General features: G+C 58.4%; 17 protein-coding genes and 1 tRNA gene. 7 read left to right on the forward strand and 11 right to left on the reverse strand.

What is annotated here, in order from left to right; all coding sequences use genetic code 11:
- Together VNM72_11915 and VNM72_11920 are read left to right on the forward strand one after the other, a co-directional pair.
- Positions 1–807 (forward strand): cohesin domain-containing protein (locus VNM72_11915; GenBank protein HXF06101.1); only part of this gene is annotated, 807 nt, incomplete at its 5' end.
- Positions 808–900: 93 nt separating this feature from the next.
- Positions 901–3792 carry a M4 family metallopeptidase gene (locus tag VNM72_11920; GenBank protein ID HXF06102.1) on the forward strand — a complete coding sequence of 964 codons (2892 nt, stop codon included), beginning with the start codon at positions 901–903 and terminating at the stop codon, positions 3790–3792.
- 237 nt (positions 3793–4029) lie between these two features.
- Here the strand turns inward: VNM72_11920 and VNM72_11925 are convergent.
- Positions 4030–4106: transfer RNA gene (locus VNM72_11925), tRNA-Arg, on the reverse strand.
- Between the two features lie 238 nt (positions 4107–4344).
- Between VNM72_11925 and kdsB the strand changes: the two genes are divergently transcribed.
- On the forward strand, positions 4345–5157 hold the full coding sequence (gene kdsB / locus VNM72_11930; protein HXF06103.1) for a 3-deoxy-manno-octulosonate cytidylyltransferase: 813 nt from the start codon (positions 4345–4347) through the stop codon (positions 5155–5157).
- 34 nt (positions 5158–5191) lie between these two features.
- Positions 5192–6925 carry a CTP synthase gene (locus VNM72_11935; GenBank protein HXF06104.1) on the forward strand — a complete coding sequence of 578 codons (1734 nt, stop codon included), beginning with the start codon at positions 5192–5194 and terminating at the stop codon, positions 6923–6925.
- Positions 6926–7025: 100 nt separating this feature from the next.
- Here the strand turns inward: VNM72_11935 and VNM72_11940 are convergent, their stop codons facing one another.
- From VNM72_11940 to VNM72_11970, 7 genes are all read right to left on the reverse strand, one after another.
- Complete coding sequence (locus VNM72_11940) at positions 7026–8027, reverse strand: DUF1028 domain-containing protein (GenBank protein ID HXF06105.1); 1002 nt, start codon at positions 8025–8027, stop codon at positions 7026–7028.
- A gap of 244 nt (positions 8028–8271) precedes the next feature.
- Positions 8272–8913 carry a class I SAM-dependent methyltransferase gene (locus VNM72_11945; protein HXF06106.1) on the reverse strand — a complete coding sequence of 214 codons (642 nt, stop codon included), beginning with the start codon at positions 8911–8913 and terminating at the stop codon, positions 8272–8274.
- A 9-nt stretch (positions 8914–8922) separates the two neighbouring features.
- Positions 8923–10107, reverse strand: a complete 1185-nt coding sequence (locus tag VNM72_11950; protein HXF06107.1) for a putative sulfate/molybdate transporter — start codon at positions 10105–10107, stop codon at positions 8923–8925.
- Between the two features lie 187 nt (positions 10108–10294).
- A complete protein-coding gene (locus VNM72_11955) occupies positions 10295–11347 on the reverse strand; it encodes a hypothetical protein (protein HXF06108.1) in 1053 nt (350 codons plus the stop codon).
- Between the two features lie 172 nt (positions 11348–11519).
- Positions 11520–14924: a TonB-dependent receptor gene (locus VNM72_11960; protein ID HXF06109.1), complete on the reverse strand. Its 3405-nt coding sequence runs from the start codon at positions 14922–14924 to the stop codon at positions 11520–11522.
- 454 nt (positions 14925–15378) lie between these two features.
- Positions 15379–15843: a hypothetical protein gene (locus VNM72_11965; protein ID HXF06110.1), complete on the reverse strand. Its 465-nt coding sequence runs from the start codon at positions 15841–15843 to the stop codon at positions 15379–15381.
- Between the two features lie 62 nt (positions 15844–15905).
- Complete coding sequence (locus tag VNM72_11970) at positions 15906–18644, reverse strand: TonB-dependent receptor (GenBank protein HXF06111.1); 2739 nt, start codon at positions 18642–18644, stop codon at positions 15906–15908.
- Between the two features lie 286 nt (positions 18645–18930).
- Between VNM72_11970 and VNM72_11975 the strand changes: the two genes are divergently transcribed.
- Together VNM72_11975 and VNM72_11980 are read left to right on the forward strand one after the other, a co-directional pair.
- Positions 18931–20115 carry a pyridoxal phosphate-dependent aminotransferase gene (locus VNM72_11975; GenBank protein ID HXF06112.1) on the forward strand — a complete coding sequence of 395 codons (1185 nt, stop codon included), beginning with the start codon at positions 18931–18933 and terminating at the stop codon, positions 20113–20115.
- Positions 20116–20221: 106 nt separating this feature from the next.
- Positions 20222–20464: an MM0924 family protein gene (locus VNM72_11980; GenBank protein HXF06113.1), complete on the forward strand. Its 243-nt coding sequence runs from the start codon at positions 20222–20224 to the stop codon at positions 20462–20464.
- Positions 20465–20623: 159 nt separating this feature from the next.
- Here VNM72_11980 and VNM72_11985 read toward each other — a convergent pair whose 3' ends face one another.
- From VNM72_11985 to VNM72_11995, 3 genes are all read right to left on the reverse strand, one after another.
- Complete coding sequence (locus VNM72_11985) at positions 20624–22168, reverse strand: hypothetical protein (GenBank protein ID HXF06114.1); 1545 nt, start codon at positions 22166–22168, stop codon at positions 20624–20626.
- Between the two features lie 140 nt (positions 22169–22308).
- Positions 22309–23556 carry a serine hydroxymethyltransferase gene (gene glyA, locus VNM72_11990; protein HXF06115.1) on the reverse strand — a complete coding sequence of 416 codons (1248 nt, stop codon included), beginning with the start codon at positions 23554–23556 and terminating at the stop codon, positions 22309–22311.
- A 92-nt stretch (positions 23557–23648) separates the two neighbouring features.
- Entirely contained in the window at positions 23649–24581 is a 933-nt protein-coding gene (locus VNM72_11995; GenBank protein HXF06116.1) for a LysR family transcriptional regulator, read from the reverse strand.
- A gap of 166 nt (positions 24582–24747) precedes the next feature.
- Here VNM72_11995 and VNM72_12000 point away from each other — a divergent pair, with 166 nt between their 5' ends.
- Positions 24748–25833 carry an SIS domain-containing protein gene (locus VNM72_12000; protein HXF06117.1) on the forward strand — a complete coding sequence of 362 codons (1086 nt, stop codon included), beginning with the start codon at positions 24748–24750 and terminating at the stop codon, positions 25831–25833.
- Positions 25834–25935: the final 102 nt, after the last annotated feature.

A 25935-nucleotide genomic window follows, 5' to 3' on the forward strand; every position in this document is an offset into this window, starting at 1 on the left:
CCGCCACTCACGCAGCCGATTCCTTCATTTCGGAGTGGGAGTGGCTCGGTGGTCAATTTAACCTTTCAGGCGGCGACCGATTCCCCGGTGGGAGCGACAAGTGCACTGGTCATCTCCAAATTGTCGGCTGCGGATGCAGCATCGGGTGCCGTCAGCATTGTTGCCCAGAACGGAACTCTCTCGTTCGGACCTCCCGGGCGAGTGATTAGCCTTCCTTCCGTCGAGGGAGCCCCGGGAGCGACGGTATCAGTTCCCATCTATCTTTCCGAGGGAGCGAGAATCTCAGCCCTGCAGACGATTATTCGTTACGATCCCGACCTGCTTGCGCCGGTGTCGAACAATCCGGTAACACTGGGAGCGCTCGTTCCTCCGCGATTTTCGCTGGTTGCGAACACCACTGTTCGTGGACAGGTGACGCTGGTCATCGCTCCCCCGATCTCATCCCCCCTTCCGACATTCTTTTCGGGAGGCGGAACAGTGGCGACGATCTCCTTTCGCGTTGCCACCGAAGCCGGAGAGGGAGCCATCTCCGATCTTTCGTTGACAAGCTCCGCCTCCGATAGTCAGGGCAATGCCATCGCGATTGGCGCGCAAAACGGCGTTTTCACCGTGTTGAGCGTCCGGCGGGGCGATGTGAATCGTGACGGAACAATTAACTCGCAGGACATCGTGCGGCTGATCCTTCATCTGAGCGGTCAGCAACCGCTGACCGGTCAGGCTCTCACGAGCGCGGACATGAACGATGACGGACAAATCACGCCACAAGACCTTGTTCTGCTGATCCGCCTTCTGGCGGGAATTCAGTGAAGCACGAGCGACATTTTCCTTACCGCGAAGGGCCGTTGCCAGGAGCAGGATGAAACAGCGGTGATGCGAAAAACAATGAGGAGGTCTCTCATCATGAGGAAACTGCTTGTGCAAGTTTTGCTTGCTTTGCTGGTCGCCCCAGGGACTAGTTTCGGCCTCTCCGGACACTCTCAGGGACGAATGCCGAGTACCTTCCCGGTGAATGTCCAAGCCGAGGTTGTCGGTGTGACGCCGCTTTCCCCTGGCGCGGTTCGGGTGAAGCGCCTCAATGCGCTCACGCCGCGGGTGAACGGTTTGACGGAGCGCCAGCGCACAACCCTCCGTGAGGTGGCGCTCACAACTGGCGATCTTCAACTGGCTGTGGACGAGCGCAAAGGCACGCCGTTCTTCCTGGTGGGAACGTTCCCGGTGCGTCCGAGGCATTCCGGACGATTCCCTCTGGCAGCCGATGTCGTCGCTCGGTTGCCTCGCCGGTCACAGCGTCTTCTGGGGATGGCAGAGACGTTTCTGGTGGATTTCAGAGACCTGTTTCAGCTCGATGACCCGGCTCGAGAACTGCGACTCATTGACTACCGCCAGGATTCGGTGGGGTTCGTTCACCTCAAGTTTCAGCAGGTCTACCAGGGCATCCCCGTGTGGGGAAGTCAGCTCATCGTTCATCTGAGGGGAGAGGATGAGATCTATGCCGTCACCGGGCGATATGAGCCGACTCCTCGATCCGTTCGTACGGTGGAATCGAAAGTGTCGTCGGCGGAGGCGCTCAACCGAGCCGTGCAGGACCTCGCACGCCGTAGGCCGATCCATTCATTTACCTCCGAGATGGCGCGGCTGCTCGGTTATCCGGGGCCGAGCGTGGAGAAGGTGATCTTTCCCGACCGCCAGACGGGGCGACCGCACCTGGCATGGATGATCACGATCCGTCCGAATTTTCGAGATCACTGGCACTACTTTGTGGACGCGCTCTCCGGCGAGATCCTCTTTCGTTACAATGCCACCACTTTCGATGGGCCGGCGACGGCGCAAGCTACAGACCTCAACGGGCGGACGCAAACGATCAACGTCTATCAGGTCGGAGCCACATACTACCTGATAGATGCCTCGCGCCCGATGTTCAATCCGCAGCAATCGCAGCTTCCCTCGAACCCGGTGGGAGCCATCTGGACGATTGATGCCCGCAATCAGGATTTGAAGAGGGAGACAACGTTCTTTCAGGTCACCTCGCCGAATAATACCTGGACGGACCGCGCCGCCGTTTCCGCGCATTTCAATGGGGGTGTCGTTTTCGAGTATTTCCGGAGCACCCACGGACGGAATGCGATTGATGACAAGGGCAGCACGATCATCTCGATCATCCATGTGACGGAAAACAGTAGGCCGATGGACAATGCCTTCTGGAACGGTCGGGTCATGGCCTACGGGGATGGGGATCGCGATTTTAAGCCGTTGGCCGGGGCGCTCGATGTTGCGGCCCATGAGATGACACACGGAGTGACTCAGTATACGGCCAACCTTGTCTATCTCAGTCAATCCGGGGCTCTCGACGAGTCTATGGCGGATGTCTTCGGCGTGATGGTGGATCGCGATGACCTGAAGTTGGGCGAGGATGTTGTTAAAACGGAGGTGTTCGTCACGGGAGCATTGCGCGATCTGGAGAATCCGAACCAGGGACTTCAGCGCGGCCAGCCCGGATGGCAACCGGCAAGTATGAGCGAGTATGTCCAGCTCCCTGAGGATGAGGACCATGATAACGGTGGAGTTCATGTCAATAGCGGTATTCCCAATCGGGCAGCAGCCCTCATTATCAAGGCACTCGGTCGAGAGAAAACCGAGCGGATTTACTATCGCGCCCTGACGACCTATCTGACGAGCCGGGCACAATTTTCCGATGCGCGACTGGCCGTTGCTCAGGCCGCGAGCGATCTCTTCGGTCAGCAAAGCGCCGAGGTCACCGCCGTTAATCAGGCCTTTGATGCCGTCGGCATCGGCAGCCAGATGACGCCGCCTCCGCCGCCTCCGCCTATGGCGAGCGGGACTCAGTTTATCGCCTTTGTGCAGCAGGATTACACGATTGGGTTGGTCTCTCCCGATGGTTCCATGAGTATCTCCACTAACTCGAGCGAAGTTCGACACAGCTTCGATGGCGGAGATATTGCCAGGCTCTCGGTCCCCCTTAACGGGCGCACTATCTGGTTCACTGCCGATGATGGTCAGATTCACTTCCTCGACCTTTCGACAATGAACGCCATCGAGGAGTACTACATCGAAGGTGGAATCCGACGTGAAGGCGACATTGTCAATGTGGCCGTTCGCCCGGATACGACGTTCTCCGCGAGGGACCAGTCACTCTCAGGAGCGATAGCAATCACAATCGGGACGGCGCTCGCGCCCGATCCAAACGTCTATGTGTACGATTTCACGGCACGGACGCTGACTGAAATCCGGCTTCGTGTTCCGACCACCGGGCAGGGGGTGGATAGCGAGACGATTGCCTACGCCGATGTCCTCGATTGGTTCGCCGACGGGAAGGTACTCATTTACGATGCCTTCAATCAGGTGCAGCAGGCATCGGGCCCGCCTCTCCAGTACTGGAGCTTTAATCTGCTCCGGCTGGAGACAAAAGACAATCTACCGGCGCTGCCGCCTCAACCACAAGGGATTTCGGTGGGTAATCCACAGTTTGCCTCGACGACGCCTCTCGTGGTGGCTTACAACGAAGTGGAGGATCGCACGGGTACGATTCGCCTGAAGGTGATAGATTACAGCAAGTCCGAGATCATCACCCTCGTGGACCCTGGGCAAGCGAATTTCGGCGCGTGGCGTCCGACGTTCTCCCCCGATGATCGAAAGATAGCCTTCGTCAACATCACCAACGTCAGCGACACGCCTCTTTTCGGTCAGTTGCTCGTGGGCGATCTGACCACGGGGAATGTGATCGGGTTACCTGTCTTCGCAGCGAATCCGGAGTGGTTCGCTCGAAGTCCCTAGAGGTTCGGTGCATGGAGCGCGAGCTGTCGCGCGGACGCCAAGGCGTGAAACCGGGAACATCGGGGTCGCATTTTCCTCGGCGGAAAAGGAAGGGTGGTGACTCAAGAGCGTTTCCTGATAGCTAACGCCGATGGCCTCCGGCTGGCGAGGGCAACTTGCGCGCCACAGGCTATACGCAGCGAGGATAGAAAAGAGCGGATTTCACCTGACTTGGTCGTTCTCTTGAGATTCAGGGAGTGGCGCCCCGAGCGGGACTCGAACCCACAGCCTACGGCTTAGAAGGCCGTTGCTCTTTCCTGTTGAGCTATCGGGGCGCTCCGATTTTCCAACAGGACGCGAGCATAGCACGGTCAAACGGGAGATGTCCAGAATGCCGGGGCGATCACACACAAAGATGTACGGCACCATGACGGAAATATTCTCTGCCTGCGCGTGCAGGCAGCAGGGTGGCCCGTTATCCCCCGCCTGGCTTTCGGCTGGAGGCGCAGCTGACACGGAGACGTGGCGCCGCCTGGCGTTGACCCGGTTGGGCGTTTTCGTTATCTTGGTGCTGTGAGCGAATCGGGAGTTACGGCGATCATACCGGCACGGTATGCTTCCAGCAGGTTGCCCGGAAAGCCTCTCCTCGAAATTGACGGGCGCCCGATGATCGCGTGGGTTTACGAGCGAACACGACAGGCTCGACGCGTGGAGAGGGTGATCGTGGCCACCGACGACGAGCGCATCGCCGAGGCGGTTCGGAGCCTCGGGGGAGAAGCGCGGCTGACATCTCCGCAGCATCGCAGTGGAACGGACCGCGTGGCCGAGGTCGCCTCCATGCTCGACGCTGATGTGATCGTCAACGTTCAAGGGGATGAGCCGCTGATCGAACCGACGACGATTGATGCAGCAATTGAACCGCTTCTTGGGGATCCGACTCTGGAGATGACCACGACGAGCGAGCCTATTACAAGCGTAACCGATGTCCTCGATCCGAATGTGGTGAAAGTGGTGACCGATGGCGCGGGGTTTGCTCTTTATTTCTCGCGCCAGCCGGTTCCCTTTCCTCGTGAGGCGGTGCGACAGGCGGGCTCCCTCAGAGAGGCGCTGGAGCGAAATCCCTCGTTGCTCGGGCTTTTCCGCAAGCATTCGGGGCTTTATGTCTATCGCCGATCCCGCTTGCTGGAACTCGCCCGCTGGCCGCCAACGCCGCTGGAAGAGGCCGAACAGCTCGAACAACTGCGGGCGCTCGAACGTGGAATTCGTATCAAGGTCGTCGAGGTCTCCCACCGTTCTCTCGCTGTTGATACGGCGGAGGATCTGGAACGAGTGAGAGCGCTCGTGGCTCGCGACCAAGCGCCTTCTTTAGAACACTCTGTGCCCTGATGCCAATCGAATGTCTTCTTTGCGGAGGTGAACGATGGCCAAGTACATCTTCGTAACCGGTGGAGTTGTTTCCAGTTTGGGCAAGGGAATTGCTGCCGCCTCGATTGGCCAGTTGCTCGAGTCGCGCGGCCTGCGCGTCACCCTGCTCAAGTTCGATCCCTACATCAATGTTGATCCGGGGACAATGTCCCCGTTCCAGCACGGGGAGGTCTACGTCACGGATGACGGAGCCGAGACCGATCTCGATCTGGGCCATTACGAACGGTTCACTTCAGCCCGCATGACGCAGGCAAATAACTGGACGACCGGACGAATCTATCTCTCGGTGATCGAGAAGGAGCGTCGCGGCGACTTCCTGGGAAAGACGGTCCAGGTGATCCCTCACATCACCGACGAGATCAAAGCGGCCGTGAAGAACGTCTCGTCCGGTGTGGATGTCGTGATCGTCGAGATCGGAGGGACTGTTGGCGATATTGAATCGCAGCCGTTTCTGGAGGCCATCCGTCAGCTCGGGAACGAAGTCGGTCGCTCCAATGCCATCTTCGTACATCTGACGCTGGTCCCCTTCATACCCACCGCCGGAGAGCTGAAGACCAAGCCGACACAGCATTCGGTCAAGGAACTGCGGGCGATCGGCATCCAGCCCGATATTCTGCTCTGCCGCACGAATAAGCCGTTGCCGCCCGATGTCAAATCCAAGATCGCCCTCTTCTGCAATGTGTCGGAAGAAGCCGTCATCGCGGCTTTGGATGTCGAGACGATTTACGAAGTCCCGCTGGAATTTGCCCGGCAAGGGCTCGATGACCTCATCGTGAAGATGCTCCACCTCCCGGCCGGGGAGAGGGATTTGCGTCACTGGACGAAGCTCGTGGAAACGATCAAGCATCCCGGTGGCAGTGTGACCATCGGGATCGTCGGCAAATACGTTCAGTTGGAAGACTCCTACAAAAGCCTGCGCGAAGCCCTCACGCATGGGGGGATCGCCAACCATCTCAAGGTCATCATTCGGTGGATCGAAGCCGAGAGTCTCATGACGGACGACCGCTGGGAGGAGAAACTTCACGACGTGGATGCCATCCTGGTTCCCGGAGGGTTCGGTAAACGCGGCATTGCCGGGATGATTCGGGCGATCTCTTATGCCCGGCGGACGAAGACGCCCTTTTTCGGTATCTGTCTGGGTATGCAGTGCGCTTGTATCGAATATGCACGCAATGTCTGCGGGCTGGAGGATGCTGATAGCACCGAGTTCAATCCGGCGACACCGCATCGCATCATCTACAAGCTGCGGGATCTGCTGGGCGTCGAACAGATGGGGGGCACCATGCGGCTCGGTGCCTACCCCTGTCGGTTGCTACCCGGGAGCCTGGCGCACAGGATCTACGGCAAAGAATTGATCTCTGAGCGCCACCGCCATCGGTATGAGTTTAACCCCGAATATGAAGACCTGCTGGCCAGTTATGGCCTCGTCTTCTCGGGAAAGTCGCCCGATGGAAAATTCGTTGAGATTATCGAACTTCCAGACCACCCCTGGTTCCTCGGCTGTCAATTTCACCCCGAGTACACCTCCCGGCCGCTCGACCCTCATCCGCTCTTTGTCAGCTTCATTCGCGCGGCCTATGAGCATCGGCTGTACGCTGAGGCGGGCAAGCCCGAGGAGGAGCGAGAACGGATTGAAAGCGAATTGATCGAGCTGCGGAAATCTCCTTCGCTGGCCGTGCATTCAGAGACAAGCACGGTCGAGTTTGAGGACCCTCCCCGTCTCACCTGAGATTCGCTCCGTGCGCAGGGTCGTTTACCGGCGGATGTTTCAGCCCCGGTTTTTTCGCTTCTCCCTCCAGACGCTGCGAGGAGCTACCCGGTCGCTCCTCTCAGGGAGCGACCGACAGAATTCTCTGAATCACCTGAGGGTCGTCGGGCAGAAGCTTCGACCGAGGAAGCCGCGGCACAAGTGTGGCCCAGTTGCGGTCGGCGGCAAAGACCTTCTTGAACAGAGGCAACGCTTCGTCCACCCGCTTGGCATTCACCAGCGTGACGGCGTGCCAGAAGATCATCTCCACATTGTCCGGGACGAGGGCTTCGGCGGTGGCGTACTCTCGAAGCGCTCCCTCGATGTCCTGTCGGGCGAAATACTCATCACCTTTATTCATGTGATCGTAGGCGCGTTTGAGTCGCACGAGTCGCTTGAGTTCGGCGACCGGATGTGGGTGATCCTCCACGCGCAAGTCAAAAAGGCGATCTTCCCAGGGACGACCCGTCGGTTTACCGCTGACGACGATCAGTGCTGCCGATTGGCGGCCCCGAATATCTCCCCCTTCGCTCTCGGCGGCTTCGAGAGCAGCCAGCAATCGGTCAGCGAGATCCCCGCGCGTCGTCTCGAAGGCGCGGGCCATAGCGTCCCAAACGGTGTTTTTCAGCATCAGATTGGCCTGAACCGAATACTGGTTTCCCACTCTGTGCCCGGCTTCGCCGATGCAAAGTTGACCCGTATGGGCGGCGACGCGGCCTTGCGCATCAACCATGGCTACCTGCCGATACTCGGCCTGGGGATCAGCAGCCAGCAAGGCTTTCAACGCGTCGGGGGCGCTTTTGCCCGCCCGCATCAACTCCAGTCCGAGCGGTCCGTAAGAGATTTCCACGATGGACTGCGTCGCCACCGCTCCCACGCCCGCTTCGGCCCAGGGGACAATCGGACCAACCGAAAACCAGTGCGACTGAACCGCTACGCCCAACTGTCCCGTTTCAGGATCGCGGGCAACAATCGAATACGTATGAACGGGTCGAACGGCTGGCTTTCCCTCGCTGTGCTGTGCCCGAGCTACACCCAAGGTCAAACACAGGATGACTCCCAGCGTCAGAAGCACATACCTCATAGGTATCTCCTCCGAAAAATCTCCGGGAGCACGCGCTCCGGCAGGCTTGTTGGGGAAACACCTGGTCCGAGAGAAGCGACTGCTCCCGGATCTTCATCCTTGAGCGGTTCGCCATTTTCATTGTTTCTGGCCCATGTGAGGGTCCAGCACTGAGTGTTTCGGAAATTCGCCGCACAAACACACGGAATGGCACGGGTCGCGGAATTGACCTCTGCGCATTTCGTCGCTCGAAGGTTTCGATGTCTCACTTGATGGCCACTCCTGCGATATGCGGTCCGGCAATAGGGATCGGGACGTGAAATGAAGTGTAATCGAGAGAAGAGAATCCCGCTGTTTCCAGGGCCCGCCACAGTTCCCGGTTGGGTTTGCAGCCGTCAGCCAGAAATGACCAGACCGGGCAGACGAGGTCCTGTAGCCGGCGCGTTCGTGTTCCTATCGGAGCCGCCATATGCTCGATGAAGACATATCGTCCACCGGGTTTGAGAATGCGTCGGATCTCCTGGAGCGTTCCTTCGACATCGGCGACCGTACACAGCACGAGCGTGGTGACGACAGCATCAGCGCTCCCCGTGGGAAGAGAAAGCTCGGGAGCCTGTTCCACACGAATGTCAAGGGGTAAGCCCAGGTGCTCCCCCTTGCTCCTCAGATACGGAACCATGTAGGGGTTCGGTTCGATTCCCACCCAGCGAACCCCCTTGGGGTAATGCGCGAGGTTGACCCCCGTGCCCGGTCCAATTTCAACAACGAGTCCGGAAAGCGGCGAGAAAAGAGCCTCTTTATAGCCGGTATAGTGACGGTGAAGAACCGGGCTTCCGTGAGCCATCAACCAGGCATGAAACCGTTTGCGCCATCGGTCCGACGCGCCTTTTTGCTGGTACCGAGTCATCGGTGTAATTCAGGGTCGTGCGAAGCGGCTTTTTCCCCAGTATGCGAGGACAGTTCCACCGACAAGTCCCACCACATATCCGTAAGGAAGAGCGGCTGCGGCAAGTCCGATGAGGAGCGCTAGGGTGAAATCGGCCCTCGACTGGGCTATATCAGTCAAAAGCCGCATGAGGGCTAATGCCTCGAACAGAAGAATGATGCCCAGAATCGGCTTGGGAAAAAGCTCGATGATCGTCCGAAACCCTGGACTCAGGAATACGCCGAGAATCAGGTAGAACAATCCCTCAATGATGACCGATCCCCCGGTGCGGGCTCCAAAGGCGTAGTGACCAGCGATTCCACCGGATCCATGACAGGTGGGAATCCCGCCAAAAAACGGATTAATGAGATTCATCAGGGCATACGTGAGGCCGATCTTGCGGAGGGTGACCGGTCGTTCGGGGAACAGGTCCTGAACAAGCTGGCGCGTTGCCAGCAATGAATTCCCCAGCGAAAGGGGGAGTTGAGGGAGCGCGAGGACGACCAGACCCGTCAGAATATCCGTTGCCTGAAGAGGGGTGAGGCGGGGAAGATGAAGTCCGATCGCCCCCCTCCATGAGTTGGCATCGGTCTTGAACAGCACACCATAGGTTACACCGAGCAGGATGAGAATCGGAGCAGGTGGGAAGCGTCGGTTTCCCAGAAGCACAACCGTGATCAAAAATCCCACTGCGGCCAGACCGAATCCAAACGTGCTGTCCGACGGGATATATTCTCTCAGAGAGAGCAACGCCAACTGAAGCCCCAGTCCGAACTGAATCCCTCGAATCACCGTTTTGGGGACGATCCTCCCCATCCAGTCAATCAATCCGCTCAGCACGAGCAGAAGCATTAGAACACCGATGGCCAGGCCCCCACCATAGAGCACGTTGCTGCTCAGCTTTTGCGTGATGACGATGACTGCCATCGCCTTGAGGGGCTGAACCGGCATGGGCAGGCGATAGATGAGCCCTGCCAGAATCTGCATGAGTCCGAACATCGTCAGCACGTTCGTTGCGTCGAGCCCTCCGACGAGGATCATGCCGGCAACGAGAGGAAAGTCGGTCCCGAGGTCTCCAAAGGCACCCGACAGTTCGTTGCGATCGAATCGAATGATTCCTCGCGGAACTGGCGATGCCTGGGGTGTCACCATTTGAGGTACTGGTTTGGCGTCCATCCCCTTGTCTCCGATAAAGTGGCGGAGGCCGTCGAGCCCGTGCGGAAGTCGCCGACGGCGAAGTCTCCGCTACGTTCGCTCCGAACATGTGACGACGCATCGGTTCCTGGCCGCTCCGAATTCGACGGAGGGCGATGCCCCGGCACGCTTCGGCACGTCGGTGGCAAAATCGGGAGGATTCTTCTCCTCATACGGTCTGAATAACGGCTTCGATAGGGAAGTGGTCGCTGAATCCCTTTTTCGTCTTCTTATCGAAGGGAACGGGGCGACCCTTCGGTGACGTCATCTGATCGGGCCTCATGATTCGCACCGACTCCAGGTCCATCTTCAAACCTTGAAGGCCGTAGAGCAGTCCCCGTGAAATGATGAACTGGTCGAGGAGCAACATCGTGTTGGTCCCGGAGGGAAAAAAGGACGTGCCCGTGTCCGCTCGTCCGAGCAGCGGCCACATGCAGTTGAAGAGATAGGCCCTCTTCTTGAGATAGGTTGCGACGGCAGGGAGCTTCTTGTTTCTGGCGGGCACGATCTCTTCCTCCAGGTGATCGCGGTCACGGCTGGCCCGCAGATAGTCAAGGATACTTCGATTGAACGGCTCGTCGTTGAGATCGCCCATGACCAGGACATTGCGATTCCATCGCTCGTTAAGCCGGGCCAGGCTCGCCGCCGTATCGGGCAGGGCGAGAAAATCAGAGCGCGAGTACTTGAGGATTTCATCCACCAGCCTTCCGCAGTGTTCCGCCACCGTGATGCGGGCCGGTTCCGATTCGTACTGTCCCTGTTTGCGCGAGGGCCAATGATTGACCAGCACGTTCAGCTCTGCACTGGTGAGCTTGACGCGAAGCGTCACCTGGAAGATGTCCCGCGTCGGATAGCGAAAATGAACGAGATGTCCTTTCGGTTTACCCACCAGGGTGAGAACGTCCTTCGAGTAGATCAACGAGACATCAATACCGCGAATATCGGGACTCTCCACATGAGCCAGCGTGTACTCCGGGCGACCGATCTTTTTCAGAAGAGCGGTTGCGACCGCGCGGTTTTCGATCTCGCAGATGCCGAGCAGATCCGGTCCGCTCCCGTGATGCATCGCTCGAATGATCGTGGCGAGATTGGTGATCTTCTCCTCGAAGGCTTCTTCATCCCATCCGTGTTCGGGAGTAAATTCGAGGTCGGCTGCAATCTCCGACGCCGTCGTGTCGAAGAGATTTTGCAGATTCCAGAAGGCGATCTTAATCTCTGCCACGAATGTTCTCTCCGCTTCACCTCGCGAGTGGGGAAATATATGCTGACTGGCGGTTGAGGAGCAAGGGAACTCTTTTCAGACTAAGGGAGAAGCGAGAAACTCCCTCGGTGGAAGGGAGCGGCCCCGGTCACGGACCAGAGAACCGAGGCCGCCCTACATCTCGACCGGCTGGTTAGAACCAGACGCGGATGGCAAACTGAACGTTTCGCGGGATGCCCTGGGCAAAGCTGCCCGAGCCAATCCCCCGACGCTGTCTGCGGGCCTGTCCGTTAATGCTATCCACGGCCCCGTCGAGCACGCCGGAGTAGGTCTCGTAGTTGGCCACGTTGAAGAGGTTGAATACCTCAAAGGCCGGTTCGATGCTCACGCGCTCGCCACCCAGGTAGAACCGCTTGGACAGCCGCACGTCGGTCGTGATGAACGAATCGTTCAAGGGGTTATTGGCGGGGGCGAGTTCAATTCGAGGAATCGTAGCACCGAGCCGACGGAGTTGATCGGCGGTGAAAAGTCCGGCGTTGATGAGCGCCTGTGCTTGAGGCGTGAAGCCCCCAGCATAGGTGTTATTGAACCGGGTGATCAGCTCATTCAGTTGCCGGATGTTCTTCACCGTGCGACCGAACGATCCGCGATTCGTCCCGGGGAGAAATTGGACTACTCGGCGGCCATCTCCCTCGAGGTCAATGGTGAAGATGTCGTTGTTGCCACCAAACACCGGGGGCAACTGCAAGGAGATCGGGAAGGCGGTGGCGAAACGCCAGATGCTGGACAGCATGAATCCCTTGGGGAGATCGAAAACGGAGCCGATGGAGAGCTGGTGGGTACGATCGCCGGAAAATCCGGTGAAGGACGGACCGTAGGCTCCAAGAATATTATCGTTGTCAATGGCCGTGTTGATGAAATCAATGTCCCCACCGGTTGCTTTGTAACGAGAGAGCGAATAGGAAACCGTCATGTTCCAGTTGCGGATAAACGATCCAATGTCAGGAAGTCGCCCGTCGAGCTTAAACTGAAGGGCATTGTATTCGGAGAGTCCGGACGTCTGCATCTCAAAGACATTGGTGAATCCGCGCACCATACCGGGGAAGGCGGCGGTGAGACCGAAATCGGCGATAGTCGCACCCTGAGCAATGGCCTCGTCAATGGTGGAGACGCCAAAGGCCCGCAGCGTCCGGGCAATGCGATCGGCTGCAATTGCCCGATCGAAGGTGTCGGCAGCGAACCGCCGGTTGGCATCCCGACGGATATAGAAGTGGACTCCGCGCGTGCGAATGTAATCCACCGACATGACGAGCCCCTGACGCAACTCGCGCTGGATTCCGAGATTGGTATGGATGGAGTAGGGTTGCGAGTAGTTTCGGGTGAAGAATCCAACGGCAAAACGGTTCGTCAGAAACTGGGGAGGTCCGTTGGGGTCAAAGGCCACATTCGCCCAGGCGGCCTGGAGGGTATCGTGGAGCTGACGAAGCTGGTTGATCACATCCTTGAGACGACGCCCCGCAAGCGAGGAATAGTCACCATCGGGGAATCCGCCGATATTGATGGGGCGACCGTCAGGTCCCACAAAAGGCGTGAAGAGGTCAAAATCAACCTCGCCCAGCCCCGCCGGGATGAGGTCATTGCGCTCAAACAGTGTGTTGTTGAGAATGTTGGTGTCGTAGAAGATGCCGAAACCGGCGCGGATGGCCGTCTTGCCTCCCCCGATGGGATCCCAGGCGATGCCGATGGTCGGCCCGAAATTGTTTCCGTCCTGTCTCACTTCCAGCCCGGCAGGTCCGAACCACCGGTCCAATCCGGCCAGGCGACGACGTTGATTGATGGGATCATCATCGTTGAGTTGACCGGTTTCGAGATCATAGCGCAGACCAAGATTGATCGTCAGGTTCTTCCCCTGACCATAGGGCTTGCGCCAGGTGTCGCCGATGTACCAGGCGAAGCGCAGGTTGTTCTTGCCACCAAAGCGACGCCCATTGTTGGAAACCTCCGAGAAGAATCCCAGTCCGTTGGAGATCACCACATCCGCCAGGGGATATTCCAGAGGATCGTTGGGATTGCCTCCCCGTGCGATGATATCTCGTCGGATGGCATCGCTGAACTCGCCGACGATCTCCGGGGCGTTGCCGAAGAAGGCCGCGAAGACGTTCATGCGAATCCAGTTGAATTCCACCCCCGCGCGGAAGGTATGATTGCCAAAGACCCGACTGACATCTCCCTTCCATTGGTCGGACGTCTGGAAGGTTCGCTGGGGAGCCAGCAGGTCGGGGCCGATTTCCAGATCCGCGACCGAGAGCAAGATCGGCTTACCGTTAGCGGTGAAAAACTTGATGCCGGGGACTTCGCTGGCATCAATGTGGTTATCGAAGCTGGTGAACCCATACCGCGCCGAATAGGCCCACCGGCCCACCGTTCCATCGAGCCCCAGAGCCGTCACGTTGGTCACGTTCTGATTGCTGAAGGGAGATTGATTTCCACCGCCGATGTCGGTAATGCCCTTGTTCCAGTTGTGACTGAATCGGGCGAACATCCGGGTGTTGCTGCTTATGTTCCAGTCCAGGCGCGTGAGAACCATCCGTTCGTCAAAGGGAGCGAGTGCCGGTCCGGTGAACTGGGGGAAGTTCAAGCTGCTGAGCAAGCGCGTATCATCCTGGTTGGTTCGTTCGTAATTGGCGAACCAGAAGAGTTTGTCCTTGATGAACGGACCGCCCACGCGGAATCCCACCTGTTCGCGGTCGAATTCCGGGCTGGGATTTGCCGGATCTCGCACCGTTCCGGGGAAGGCTGCCACTTCCTCATCGCGGACAAAAAGGAATCCGCTCCCGTGAAGCTCATTGGTTCCGCTGCGGGTCAGGACGTTCACGGCACCCGAGGACGTGAGACTCGTCGAAGGATCAAAGGTCGCCCGACTGAGCTGGAATTCCTGCAAGGCATCCTGCGAGATATTCTGCGTCGTCGTTCCGACGACTTCATCGGTGATGTCAATCCCGTCCACCTGGATTCGGGTTGTGCGCCCCGACCGTCCACCGATACCAATGCCGGTCAATCCGTTCTTTGTGGGATCGAAGTTTCCCGCATCAACGATCTGGACGCCGGGCTCCAGTTGGGCGAGGTCCAGGTAATTCCGGCCATTGAGCGGGAGCATGTCAATGAGGCGCGAGGTGATGGCTCCCTCGATCGAGGAGCGCACGGTGTTCACTTCGACCTGACCGGCTTCGACCGTAACCACTTCCGTGGTGGCTCCGACCTCCAGTCTCACATCGCCAACGGCTGTGCGTCCGACGATCACTTCCACGCGGCGCACACCAGTTTTGAATCCGGGAGCTTCAACGGTGATTTCGTATGAGCCGGGAGGCAAAAACCGGATCGCATAGACGCCACCACGGCTGGTCGTCGTCGTGAAGACACGGCCCGTTGCTTTTTGTGTGACCGTCACTTTAGCGTCAGGAACAACCGCCCCTTGAGGATCTGTGACGACTCCTTCGATACTACCGGCGGACTCCTGTGACAGGGAAATCCCCGGCAGCCCGAGGAGGCAACACAAAATAGCAACCGTGACAAGAATTCGCTGTACTATTGGTTTCATAACTTCACCTCCTGGGAGATATTTTCAGGGCCAGCCCTGTACCAAATGGGCATGAGCCCGCGTGTCTTGCTATCAAACCTGAAGTAACAACCTCGAAGGACATATGGCTTATGTCATCCTTACCTTCTGATCAGCCCTAAGAGGGCTTCCCTCGCACTTTCCCCCGGTCGGGTGAAAGTGAATTAGAATCATACGTCAGCGCCTTGCGGCAGGCAAGGGGACTTTCAATACCGACGAGCAGACCGGCAGCCGACGCCATTTAGGGGTATAAAGAGATCCGGTGAGATCGCGCGAAGGCGGTCCTGCAAAATTTTCTCGCTCCGCAACAGGCTGTCCGTCAGAACGGGAACCCTCGTAACCCGTCTTACGAAATTGGCCTGGTATGAGCGACAACGAACCCAGGGCTTAGGGGCGAGAGTCACAGTGCTCTGACGCTGCCCCTTTGCCGGCGTGCTCACCGATCAAGATCCACACCGGTCAGAGGAACGTCCCAATGGGCTTCGAGCAACTCGAAGCGACGTTGTTCTTCCGCCTGGAACTTCTGCTGATCGGGATAGAGACGGCGAATGAGTGCCTCGCGCCCTGTTTGGTCAATAACGGCATTCCAGTTTCTATAGACGATCACCGTCATGAAATGCCAGTCCGCGCGACCTTCTCCGTGAAATGTAGGAGTATAGGCCTCAACTCTCAGGATTTTCCCTTGTTCCTGTTCCGCTTTGAGGATCGGCCAGTGGTTTTTCTTGAACAGGCGCAAAAACTCATCCAGATATCCCCACTTGACCTTGTAGTAGTAGGCCACGACGTAAGGCCTCTCGGTTGTCCTTGCCGAGGACGATGTCTGGGGATCCGAGGCCCACGCAAGGCCCATACCAGCCACCAGGCTGAGGGCGATTCCAACAAACGGGATCAACGATTTCATCGGTCTCCTCCCACAGTTGGGCACAGACTTTCGGGCCCCCGAGGATCGCAGTCGCAGATCATTCAAAACGTGATTCGGTAGTGCAGATAGAGGCTGCGACCCGGAGCATCAACGCCCCAACTGATGCCGCGATAGTTTCGGTCTCCGATATTCTCCAAGTCGAAGAAGAGCTGCTGGTTCTCGCCGACCTGGATGCCGCCCCGGAGGTTGAACGTTACATAGCCGGGGATAGCGCGAAAGAGAGGCGCTTGAGAGACGCCGACACCGAGAACCCGATCCTGCACCTGAGCGAGCGTCTCACCCGTTGCCCGAAGGACATCATCGGGGGTGCCGAGAACACCGTCCGGACCAGGACCGATGAGTCCGCGAGCGGTCGCTCCGTTTCGGAAGAAGGCAGCAATGCTGGACCGAGAACGAAGGGCGCCCGTGCGTCGGTCTTCGAGATCCAGCGTCGACAGACGCGGTTGCCGGCCCGCCGCATGCAAGTAGGGTTCGATCCACAACCGGCGTGTGACCGTGTAGCGCAGTCGCAACCACGCATCAGGCGCAGGCGTGCCACCTTCGATATTCGGTGGGGCACCCGTCTGTTTATCCTCCGCCCAGAGATAAGTGAAGACCCCTCCAACCGTGAGCCGGTCAGTCAAACCGAGATCAAGCGCCTTCTCGATACCCCATATGCGCACGTCGCCAAAATTCGCGCGCACTAAAACCGGAGCCGATGACAGGGCGACAAAAACTATACCATTGGGTTCTTGCCGGACAATTCGTTCGCCCCCGAGCATTTTGCCAACAGCACCCGGAGGAAGGATCAATGCTTGTTTAGTGATGGCTTCGGAGAGGTCGTTAATGAAGCCCGTCAGATCAAGTTTCAGCCGGCCACGACGCAGGCGAATGGCCAGGTCATAGCTGTCACTGAGCTCGGGACCGACCTGCGTGACGGGAAGCCCCGTGGAGACAGCCGTGTGATCGGCCGTTGACCCGATGAGTCCTCCCAGGGGAGCCGCCTCAGGGCCCGTGACTTCAAATCCTGAGCCCGTCAATCCCAGAGTCCCCAGATCAGTGATATGGGGAGCGCGAAATCCCCGACTATAGTGGAAGGAGAGTCCCAGCGAAGGAGTCAGTTGAACGAGGGCTCCCGCTCGCCCGCTGACATTATCCACCCGGAGCGAATCATCCGGCCACAGGCGTCGCCCGTTGACTTCCGGAGCATCGCTGGCCCGAGCGCGATAGGAAGCAGCACTGTAGCGCACGCCTCCAACGAGTTTCAGCCGCTGTCCGAAGATCCCGCTGGTCGCCTCAATGTAGGCGGCTCCGCTCCGGAAGAGCGCGCCGTCAGGAACTCGCGGGCGACGGGGGATCGTGATCGGCGTGGGTCTGACCGGTTGCACACCGAAGCCGGGAGCGCGAACCCGTTCGTGGTAATATTCCGCTCCCAGACGCAATGACGACGAGCGCCATAATTTATCCGCCTGGGCCGTGACGCCGTGAACCCGCGTCTTCTCGTATTCGTGGGCGATAGTCGCCTGGGGATTACCGTTTCCGCCTTGGTTGACGCGTTCTTCGCGCTGGGCGTTGTAAGAGTACCGGAGCGTGACCAGATCCAACGCGCCCAGAGTCTGTTTGTGGTACCGGACGTAAAAGAAATCGAGCATGAGATTTCTCAGGTCGGCGATGAGATTGCCATCACCGCCGAGCAACTGGTCGTATCGTTTGCCCCCATCCTGTTGGCCACGCTGATAGTGAATCGAGATGGTGTGTGTCGGACGAGGGTTCCAGGTGAGGTTGAGTAAACCGCCGTACTGCGTGAAGGCGGTGTCGGGCAAGCGCGAACCATGAACGGTGTCCGAGCGGAGACCTAAAAATCGGGTGAGCGCTGAGTGAGAATCAAATCCCCCGCCCGGTCGCAACGTGTTCGCCCGCAGCCCCGCGAGATTGGAGAGAAACCCGAACGTCTTCGTTCCCATTGTGGTCCGCAGGTGAGACCCATATCCCAAAGTGGCCGTGTCGAACGTTATGCCCCACTGACCGTGCCACTCGCGCGGGCCGGACGATAGCGTGGGCGCAGGTGTTACAAGCTGCACGCTGCCGCCAATGGCGTCGCTCCCGAAGTCGGTGCTGCGGGGCCCCCGGAGAACTTCAATGGCATCGAGGTTGGTCGGGTTGACCAAATTGAGGAAGGTATTGATGCCTCCACGCGCTGCCGCTGTCGAGTAGCGAACGCCGTCCACGTAGACATTCACCTTATTGCCCGTCAGTCCGCGTACGAAGACACCACCCAGAGTCGGGCTGGTGCGCTGGAGGTGAATGCCCGCTTCCTGCTGAACCGATTGGACCAGAACAGCCTTCGCACGCAGACTGATGTCTTGCTGGTCAATGACGGTGACGGCCTGAACCGACTGCCGGTGTTCGCTGACCAAGCCAGGTTCGGCCGTGATCGTCAGTTCCTCGATCAAAGCGCCGGGGGCCAGAGTGATGGTGATCTGGTACGTCCTTGGCTCCACGACGCGAATGGATGACCTTTGCTCAGCGAATCCTTCGGCCGTGACTTCAAGTTCGTAACTCCCCAGGGGAATATCGCTGAAAGCAAACTGACCCAGATCGGATGTGGTTGCCGACAGACCTGGGTTTTGCCCGGCCCGAAGCACAATGCGTGCGCCTTCAACGGCAGCACCGGTGGCGTCGAGAACGGTGCCCGTGATGGTCGCTCGCCGGCTCTCTTCAGCAGCCCCGAACACGCCAGGAGAAAGGACCACAACCAAACTCAGGAGCGCGAATGCCATTACCACCACCCGTCGCATCATCCCCTCCGGATTCGTGTTTCACTTTGATGAAGAGGGCATTTATACCACAAGACCGACGGTGAGGGGAATCCCCTTGTGTGTTTCCGTTGGATGCCCATGAGGGATTTCTTTCCGAAATGTCACGTCGGCAAAGAAGGAGTATCCAGCGCGCCGAGGACTCTCGGTGCGGCTGACGATGCTAAAGAGGCATGGGTGTGACGATCCGTGTCTTTTGATAAACCTTCGAGGGTTGCGTAGAATTAGGGTGGTTTTCGCAGTGCCAAATCGAGCTGGAGGGAAGGGAATTATGAAACTGGCCGATCGGATGTCACGCCTCGGAACGGAGACCGCCTTTGATGTCCTTGTGCGTGCCCGCGAACTGGAACGGCAGGGGCGCGATATTATTCATCTGGAACTCGGCGAGCCGGATTTTGCCACTCCCGGAAATATTGTGGCTGCTGCTGTGCGCGCAATGGAGCACGGCTGGACAAAGTACGGCCCTTCAGCCGGTCTGCCGCAACTTCGGGAGGCCATTGCTGCCGATGTCTCCCGTCGCCGAAAGATCCCCGTCAGCCCAGACGAAGTCGTGGTTACTCCGGGCGCCAAGCCCATTATCTTTTTCTCCATCCTGGCTCTGGTTGATTCCGGGGATGAAGTGATCTACCCCAATCCGGGCTTTCCCATTTATGAATCCATGATTTCCTTTGTGGGAGCCCGACCCGTACCCATTCCCCTTCGGGAAGAGCGCGACTTCTCCCTGGATGTCGAGGAATTGATCGCTAAGATCACACCACGAACGGCACTCATCATTCTTAACTCTCCGCACAATCCGACCGGCGGCATGCTGTCGGCTGATGACTTGCAGGCTCTCGCTGATGCCGTCCGGGATCGAGACCTGATGATTCTCTCGGATGAAATTTACAGTCGGATCGTTTTCGACGGAGAACATGTGAGCATCGCTCAATTCCCCGGGATGCGCGAGAAAACGATCATCCTCGATGGATTCTCCAAAACCTATTCTATGACCGGCTGGCGATTGGGCTATGGGGTAATGCCGGTAGAGCTGGCCCGACAGGTCGCCAAGCTCCAGACGAATTCCACCTCCTGCACGACGTCATTCATCCAGATTGCTGGCGTCGAGGCGCTCGAGGGCGACCAATCGGCGGTGGATCAGATGGTCGAAGAATTTCGGCGGAGACGCGATGTGATCGTTGAAGGCCTTAATGCCATTGAAGGGTTCTCCTGCCGTGTGCCGAAAGGAGCGTTCTACGCCTTCCCCAATATCACCGGGACGGGGTGGTCGTCGAAAAAGCTGGCCGATTACTTGCTGGAGACGGCGGGCGTCGCCTGCTTGGCCGGAACGGCCTTTGGTGAATACGGAGAAGGCTACATTCGATTTTCGTTCGCCAACTCGATTGAAAATATCACAAGGGCGCTGGGCCGCATTCGTGATGCGGTGGCGGCTTTGCATGTGGGCGTTGCAGCCTCCTAGCGGAGCTGTCGCGCGATCTCCCGAAACGATGAAACGAGCGCAAACGGGAGCGACTGTGCTCCTGCGTAGGGCCGGAAACCTGTACTCCTTTTGAGGAGGGAAAACGGTGAAGCAATTGCTCGCACAGTATGTCGGCAAGGTCATTGAAATTCACTGCGGCGGACCTGCCGCCATAAGGGGGACGCTCGTGGATATCATTGATGGGGTGGCCCGACTCAAGTCGGAGGAAGAAGAGACGCACTTCTATGTGGCGATTGATAAGATCCATGTCTTCGCCGAAGTCAAGGAGAAGGAAAAGCCGCTGGGCTTTGTGGGGCTTAATTCGCCTCGGCGCGCCGAGAAAGGGTGACGCCGAGGGATTCCCGGTCCCCTTCTTCGCCGAGATCGGGCGATTTCGCTGGGCATGACCGGAGTTCTCTCCCGGCCAGCCTCAAGGGAGATGTGGGCCAGGCCCCTGTAATCTTGATCTTCGGGGTTCACGTTAGAGACCCTCACCGTATCGCGGTGGCTAGGGACGGGTGAGGACGTAGATTCGCCCGGCACGTGGACGATCTTCAGTGGGCGAGGCCGTGCGGGCGCCCATGAGAAGGTCAGCTTCACCATCTTCGGTGATATCGGCGATGAGAAGAGAGAACCCCAGGGTTTCTCCCCTTTGACTGCCGTAGATGGTGAGAAAGGGCGCCTGCGTGGCGAGATCAACCGAAAGAGCGGGCAAGAGCCCTCGCTGAGTTAGTTTTGGAAGGGAGACGACGACGACTTCACCGGTCCCTTCGCCGCGACCATTATTCGGCCCGTCTCCACCCGGAGCCGCGAGGACAAGATCGCGGATGGTATCGCCGGTGAAATCGCGCAGGCCGACCTGAAAACCCAGTTCGTCACCCACGTTAGCTCCATATACGATAATTGTCGGAGATCGTTTGGCCAGATCAAAGACGCCTCCTGCTGTCCTCGTCCCGGATATGACGATCACTTCGCCAGCACTCGTCCGCCCGTTGCGCGGGCCGTCCCCGCGCGGGGCCGATACGATCAATTCGGCCACTCCATCATTGCTCAAATCCTGCGCCAGGATGCGAAACCCGAAGAAGTCGCCGGGATCTCGCCCGTAAAGGATCCAGGAAGGTAGGGTCTTCAAATCAATAACGGGCGGGAATGCCTCCCCTGCAAAGACGATTGAGACTTCACCGGTCATGTCCCCCCGCCCGTTACCGGGACCATCGCCGCCAAGCGATGTCACGGCCAGGTCCTTCCGACCGTCTCCATTGAGATCGCCTGTCGCCAGAGCGGTTCCGAGGAAATCATCGGCATCAGCTCCGTAAATCACCGCGTCGGGACGAGTGACAGCGAGATCAATGACTCCACCAAGGTGGGCTCCTCCGAAGATGATGTCCACTTCGCCGCTATTGGTGCGGGTATTGTCCGGGCCATCTCCGAGTGGAGCGCCAACGATAAGGTCACCCTTCCCGTCGTTGTTAAGATCAGCGACCGTTACCGTTTGGCCGAGCCAATCGAGGGAATCAGCTCCATAGATGGTCAGATCCGCCGGAGTCGTCGCCAGATCAATCGCACCTCCGAGACCGGGGCGTCCGAAGATGACGTATACAGCTCCGGGATTCCGCCGGCTATCATCGGCTAAGGAGGCTGATCGTGCTCCCAGGATGAGATCATCAAGCCTGTCACCGTTGACATCTCCGACAGCCAGAGCCGAAACATCTCCCAACCGGTCACGCGGCCGAGACCCATAAACGATCAGGTCAGGTGAGATCAGGCGGGTGTCAATATGCTCATCCTTACCCTGCACGGAAAAAAAGGCGACGACCTGGCCGGCATTCACGCGCGTCCCATCAGGACCGGCGGCTCCTGGTGCCCCCACAATGAGATCAGGAACGCTGTCCCCGTTGACGTCACCCGTCGCAACACTCGCGCCGAGTTCCCACTCCCGGCCTTCCCCGACAAGGGTTATGTCGGCCGGCTGTACGGCCAAATCAATCACCCTGCGTCCCCGCCCTTGCCCCATCGGGGAGGATGACAGAGCCGCGACAAGAGCTGCGGTCACGACGGATCGTCCTCTCCACCGAATCGCTGGGAAATTTTCCCCGCACCGACGAATCATAGCAGCCTGTTGGAGGTAGCACTATGTGGAAGGCTCAGTCGAAATCGCTTTTTTCCGAATCGTCCGGGCGGGAGCCTCTCTCGTCAGCCGATACGGTGGCGGTACAGGGGAAATCGGTCAGTCAGCTCTTGGACCCGAGATTGAACGGAGCGTCGGACTTCTTCGCTCTCGGGTTCGCTGAGGACTTCGGCGATCAGCTGAGCAATCAGTCGCATCTCGGGCTCCTTCATCCCACGGGTTGTCACCGCAGGGGTTCCCAGGCGAATTCCACTGGCAATCATTGGGGGATTCGTATCGAAGGGGATCGTGTTCTTGTTGACGGTAATCCCCGCTAGCTCCAGTGCATGTTCCGCCTGTTTGCCCGTTAATCCACGGGAGAAGACATCCACGAGAACCAGATGGTTGTCTGTCCCGCCGGAGACGATGCGGAATCCGGCCTCGGCTAACCCTTCAGCGAGAGCCTTGGCATTTTTGATGACCTGCAACTGATACTCCTTGAAGTCAGGCTCCAGGGCCTCTTTGAAGCACACGGCCTTGGCCGCTATGATGTGGACATGAGGCCCGCCCTGAACGCAGGGGAAGACTGCTCGATCAATTTCCTTGGCGTATTTCTCCTTGCACATGATCATCCCCGCGCGCGGGCCCCGGAGCGTCTTGTGGGTCGTTGTGGTGACAAAATCGCAGTTCGGCACGGGACTCGGATGCAATCCCGTTGCGACGAACCCGGCAATATGCGCGATATCAGCCAGGACAACTGCACCGACATCGTGGGCAATCGCGGCGATGCGATCAAAATCAATAATGCGGGGATAGGCACTGGCTCCACAAACGATCATTTTCGGTTTATGTTCGTGCGCCAGGCGTTCCAGTTCGTCATAATCAATCTGCTCGGTATCGCGCCGGACGCCATAGGGGATGACGGTGAAGTATTTGCCGGAAAAATTGAGCGGGTGGCCGTGAGTCAGGTGTCCGCCATGCGAAAGGTTCATCCCTAGAATTGTGTCGCCGGGCTGGAGCATGGCGATGTAGACGGCCATATTGGCCTGCGAGCCGGAGTAGGGCTGGACGTTGACATGTTCGGCGCCAAACAGCTCCTTGGCGCGAGCGATGGCCAGCGACTCGACCACATCAACAAATTCGCAGCCTCCGTAGTATCGCCTTCCGGGATAGCCTTCGGCATATTTGTTGGTGAAGACCGATCCCATCGCTTCCAGGACGGCCTCGCTGACGAAATTCTCCGAAGCGATCAGTTCCAGGCCCCGCGACTGTCGCAGCGTTTCATCGGCGATGGCGCGGGCCACCTCGGGGTCCACCTCGGATAAAGGACGCATCCGCTTATCGTCGCTCATCGCTCACTCAGCCTCTTCAAGTTCCTTCACGCAGGCAATACTAATGCAAGGGGAAAGCGATGACAAGAACTTCCTTACGTCGCGGCGGGGAAGGGCATCTGTTTCTTCCGTCGCGCCGCCAACCCCAGGAAAGCCCGACAAAGTTCGACAAAAGCCTGGAACGCCGGCGACGGGACCTCCATCCTGCGATAGGCCAGACCCAGTTCCCACCGTTGTTTGAGCCCCCGGATGGGGATGGCGCGGAGCCGTCCGTCTTTGACCTCCCGATGCACCGTCAGCCAGGGAAGGATGCTGATGCCCAGCCCATGTTCAACCATCTTCTTGATGGCTTCATCGCGGTTGAGTTCCATGGCGATGCGCGGCTTGAGCCCTGCTTTCTCAAAAAAGGCATCAATGAGTCGGCGGCGATTTCCTCCTTTTTCGCTCAGGATCAGAGCATCCGTGGCCAGGTGGTGGGCCGTTACATGCCGCGCCGTAGCTAGCGGATGGGAGGGCGGAACAACAGCCACCAGCCGGTCACCGTAAAGCGGCTCGGTTTCGATCATCGGAGCATCTACGGGCAATGAAATGAGACCAACATCCAGACGTCCGTCGAGGATGCGACGGACGATCGCTTCGCTTGTGCCCCCGAAGACAACGATATCGAGCAGGGGGAAGTGTTTCTTCAGTTCGCTGAGAATTTCCGGAAGCGGATGAATGCTGATCATCGTCGAGGCGGTTCCGATGCGCAGCAGCGTCCGTTCGCTTTGCGTCAGGCGAGCGATCTCCGCCCGTGCCTCATCATGGGCTTTAAGAATCGTCTCGGCGTGTTTGAGGAGAACCTGACCGACGGGAGTCAGGACCACCTGGTTCTTCAACCGGGCGAAAAGCCTGGCGCCAATCTCTTCCTCAAGCGCTTTGATCTGAAAACTCACGGCGGCCTGCGACAGATTCACCCGCTGACCGGCGCGGGTGAAACTGCCCGCTTCAGCAACGGCTTTAAATGTCTTCAGGAGTCGAAGTTCCATCGCCCCTCATTCCGTCCCATCACGATTTTTTATCGCTCCCATCAAGATTTTAAGTTTCCCTTTTCACCGCTCCTTATTGTATAACAAAATCGTCACGGCATGGAGCTTGGGGCGTATGCCATCGTGATGGTGACAGTCGTCTTCATGCTGTCGGATGGGTGGAGCGATGGAGGAGAAAGAGAACGGACAATTTACTGCCCGCGAGATCTTCACTCAAGCTGATTCCCTGCGAGAAATCTTGCGGCGGGCCGAGTCTCGCCAGCGCGATCTCGCTTCAGTGCTTCCGCTTTCGCGCTACGCGGAGATCGTTTTCACAGGGTGTGGCTCGTCCTATCACATTTCCCTGTGCGCCGCGCGAGCCTGGCAGCAATTAACCGGCCGACGCACGCTGGCTCTCCCTTCGTCTGAGCTGCTTCATTTCCCCGAAAGCTACCTCGGTCGAGAATCGGCTCCGCTGGTCTTCGCTATTTCCCGCAGTGGCGGCACGGATGAAACGCTGCTTGTGGTTGAAAGGCTCCGATCTTACTGCCGCACGACGGTTATTGCGGTCGTTGCTCAAGAGGGAACTCCTCTGGGGCGGAGTGCTGATGCAGAGCTGGCTTTTGTCGAATGTCATGAACGAAGCATCGTCACCACCCAGGCTTTCACCGGGATGCTGTATGGCTTGCTTCTTCTGGGAGATTCCCTGGGAGGGCTGTACCATGCCTCCGAACTTCGGCGCATTCCGGATCTGGTGAAGTCAAGCCTGACGGCGCACGAATCTCTCGTGCGTCCGATGGGGGAGGCGAATCGCTTCAGACGCTTTGTCTTTCTCGGTTCGGGGCCTCTTTATGGATTGGCTGCGGAAGCTGCGTTGAAGATGACGGAAATGGCTCTCACGCCCGCGCACTTTTACCACACGCTCGAATTTCGTCACGGCCCCAAACTGATCGTTTCACCGGAGACACTGGCCGTCATCTTGGTGAGCCGGCCCGAACGCGCCTATCTACCGTTGCTCATGGAGGAGATCGCTGATCTGGGGGGCGAGGTCCTGCTCATCGCCGATGGAGAGGTTGAGTCCTCAGGATCCCGAATCTCGTTTGCCGCTGAGATGATGGATGACATCTTTCTTCCCGTGCTTTTCGCTCCGGTGGTCCAGCAATTAGCGTTCTGGCGGGCAATGGCTCGGGGCCATGATCCGGATCGGCCACCGACACTCGTTCGGACGGTGAAACTCAGCCGACAAACGGCCCCTGAACGATCGGCGGATTGAGAAAAGGGGGAACAAAATGTTACTCATTGGAGTGGATGGAGGGGGAACAAAAACGGCGGCGCTGCTGACGGATGCACAGCTTGTGCCGCTCGGTCGCGGTCT

This window comes from Blastocatellia bacterium, assembly GCA_035573895.1.
Taxonomy (GTDB): Bacteria; Acidobacteriota; Blastocatellia; order HR10; family HR10; genus DATLZR01.

Coding starts and splice junctions, on each gene's coding strand:
- VNM72_11920 (HXF06102.1), top strand. CDS start 901: ATGAGGAAACTGCTTGTGCAAGTTTTGCTTGCTTTGCTGGTCGCCCCA.
- VNM72_11935 (HXF06104.1), top strand. CDS start 5,192: ATGGCCAAGTACATCTTCGTAACCGGTGGAGTTGTTTCCAGTTTGGGC.
- VNM72_11940 (HXF06105.1), bottom strand. CDS start 8,027: ATGAGGTATGTGCTTCTGACGCTGGGAGTCATCCTGTGTTTGACCTTG.
- VNM72_11945 (HXF06106.1), bottom strand. CDS start 8,913: ATGACTCGGTACCAGCAAAAAGGCGCGTCGGACCGATGGCGCAAACGG.
- VNM72_11950 (HXF06107.1), bottom strand. CDS start 10,107: ATGGACGCCAAACCAGTACCTCAAATGGTGACACCCCAGGCATCGCCA.
- VNM72_11960 (HXF06109.1), bottom strand. CDS start 14,924: ATGAAACCAATAGTACAGCGAATTCTTGTCACGGTTGCTATTTTGTGT.
- VNM72_11965 (HXF06110.1), bottom strand. CDS start 15,843: ATGAAATCGTTGATCCCGTTTGTTGGAATCGCCCTCAGCCTGGTGGCT.
- VNM72_11970 (HXF06111.1), bottom strand. CDS start 18,644: ATGATGCGACGGGTGGTGGTAATGGCATTCGCGCTCCTGAGTTTGGTT.
- VNM72_11975 (HXF06112.1), top strand. CDS start 18,931: ATGAAACTGGCCGATCGGATGTCACGCCTCGGAACGGAGACCGCCTTT.
- glyA (HXF06115.1), bottom strand. CDS start 23,556: ATGCGTCCTTTATCCGAGGTGGACCCCGAGGTGGCCCGCGCCATCGCC.
- VNM72_11995 (HXF06116.1), bottom strand. CDS start 24,581: ATGGAACTTCGACTCCTGAAGACATTTAAAGCCGTTGCTGAAGCGGGC.
- VNM72_12000 (HXF06117.1), top strand. CDS start 24,748: ATGGAGGAGAAAGAGAACGGACAATTTACTGCCCGCGAGATCTTCACT.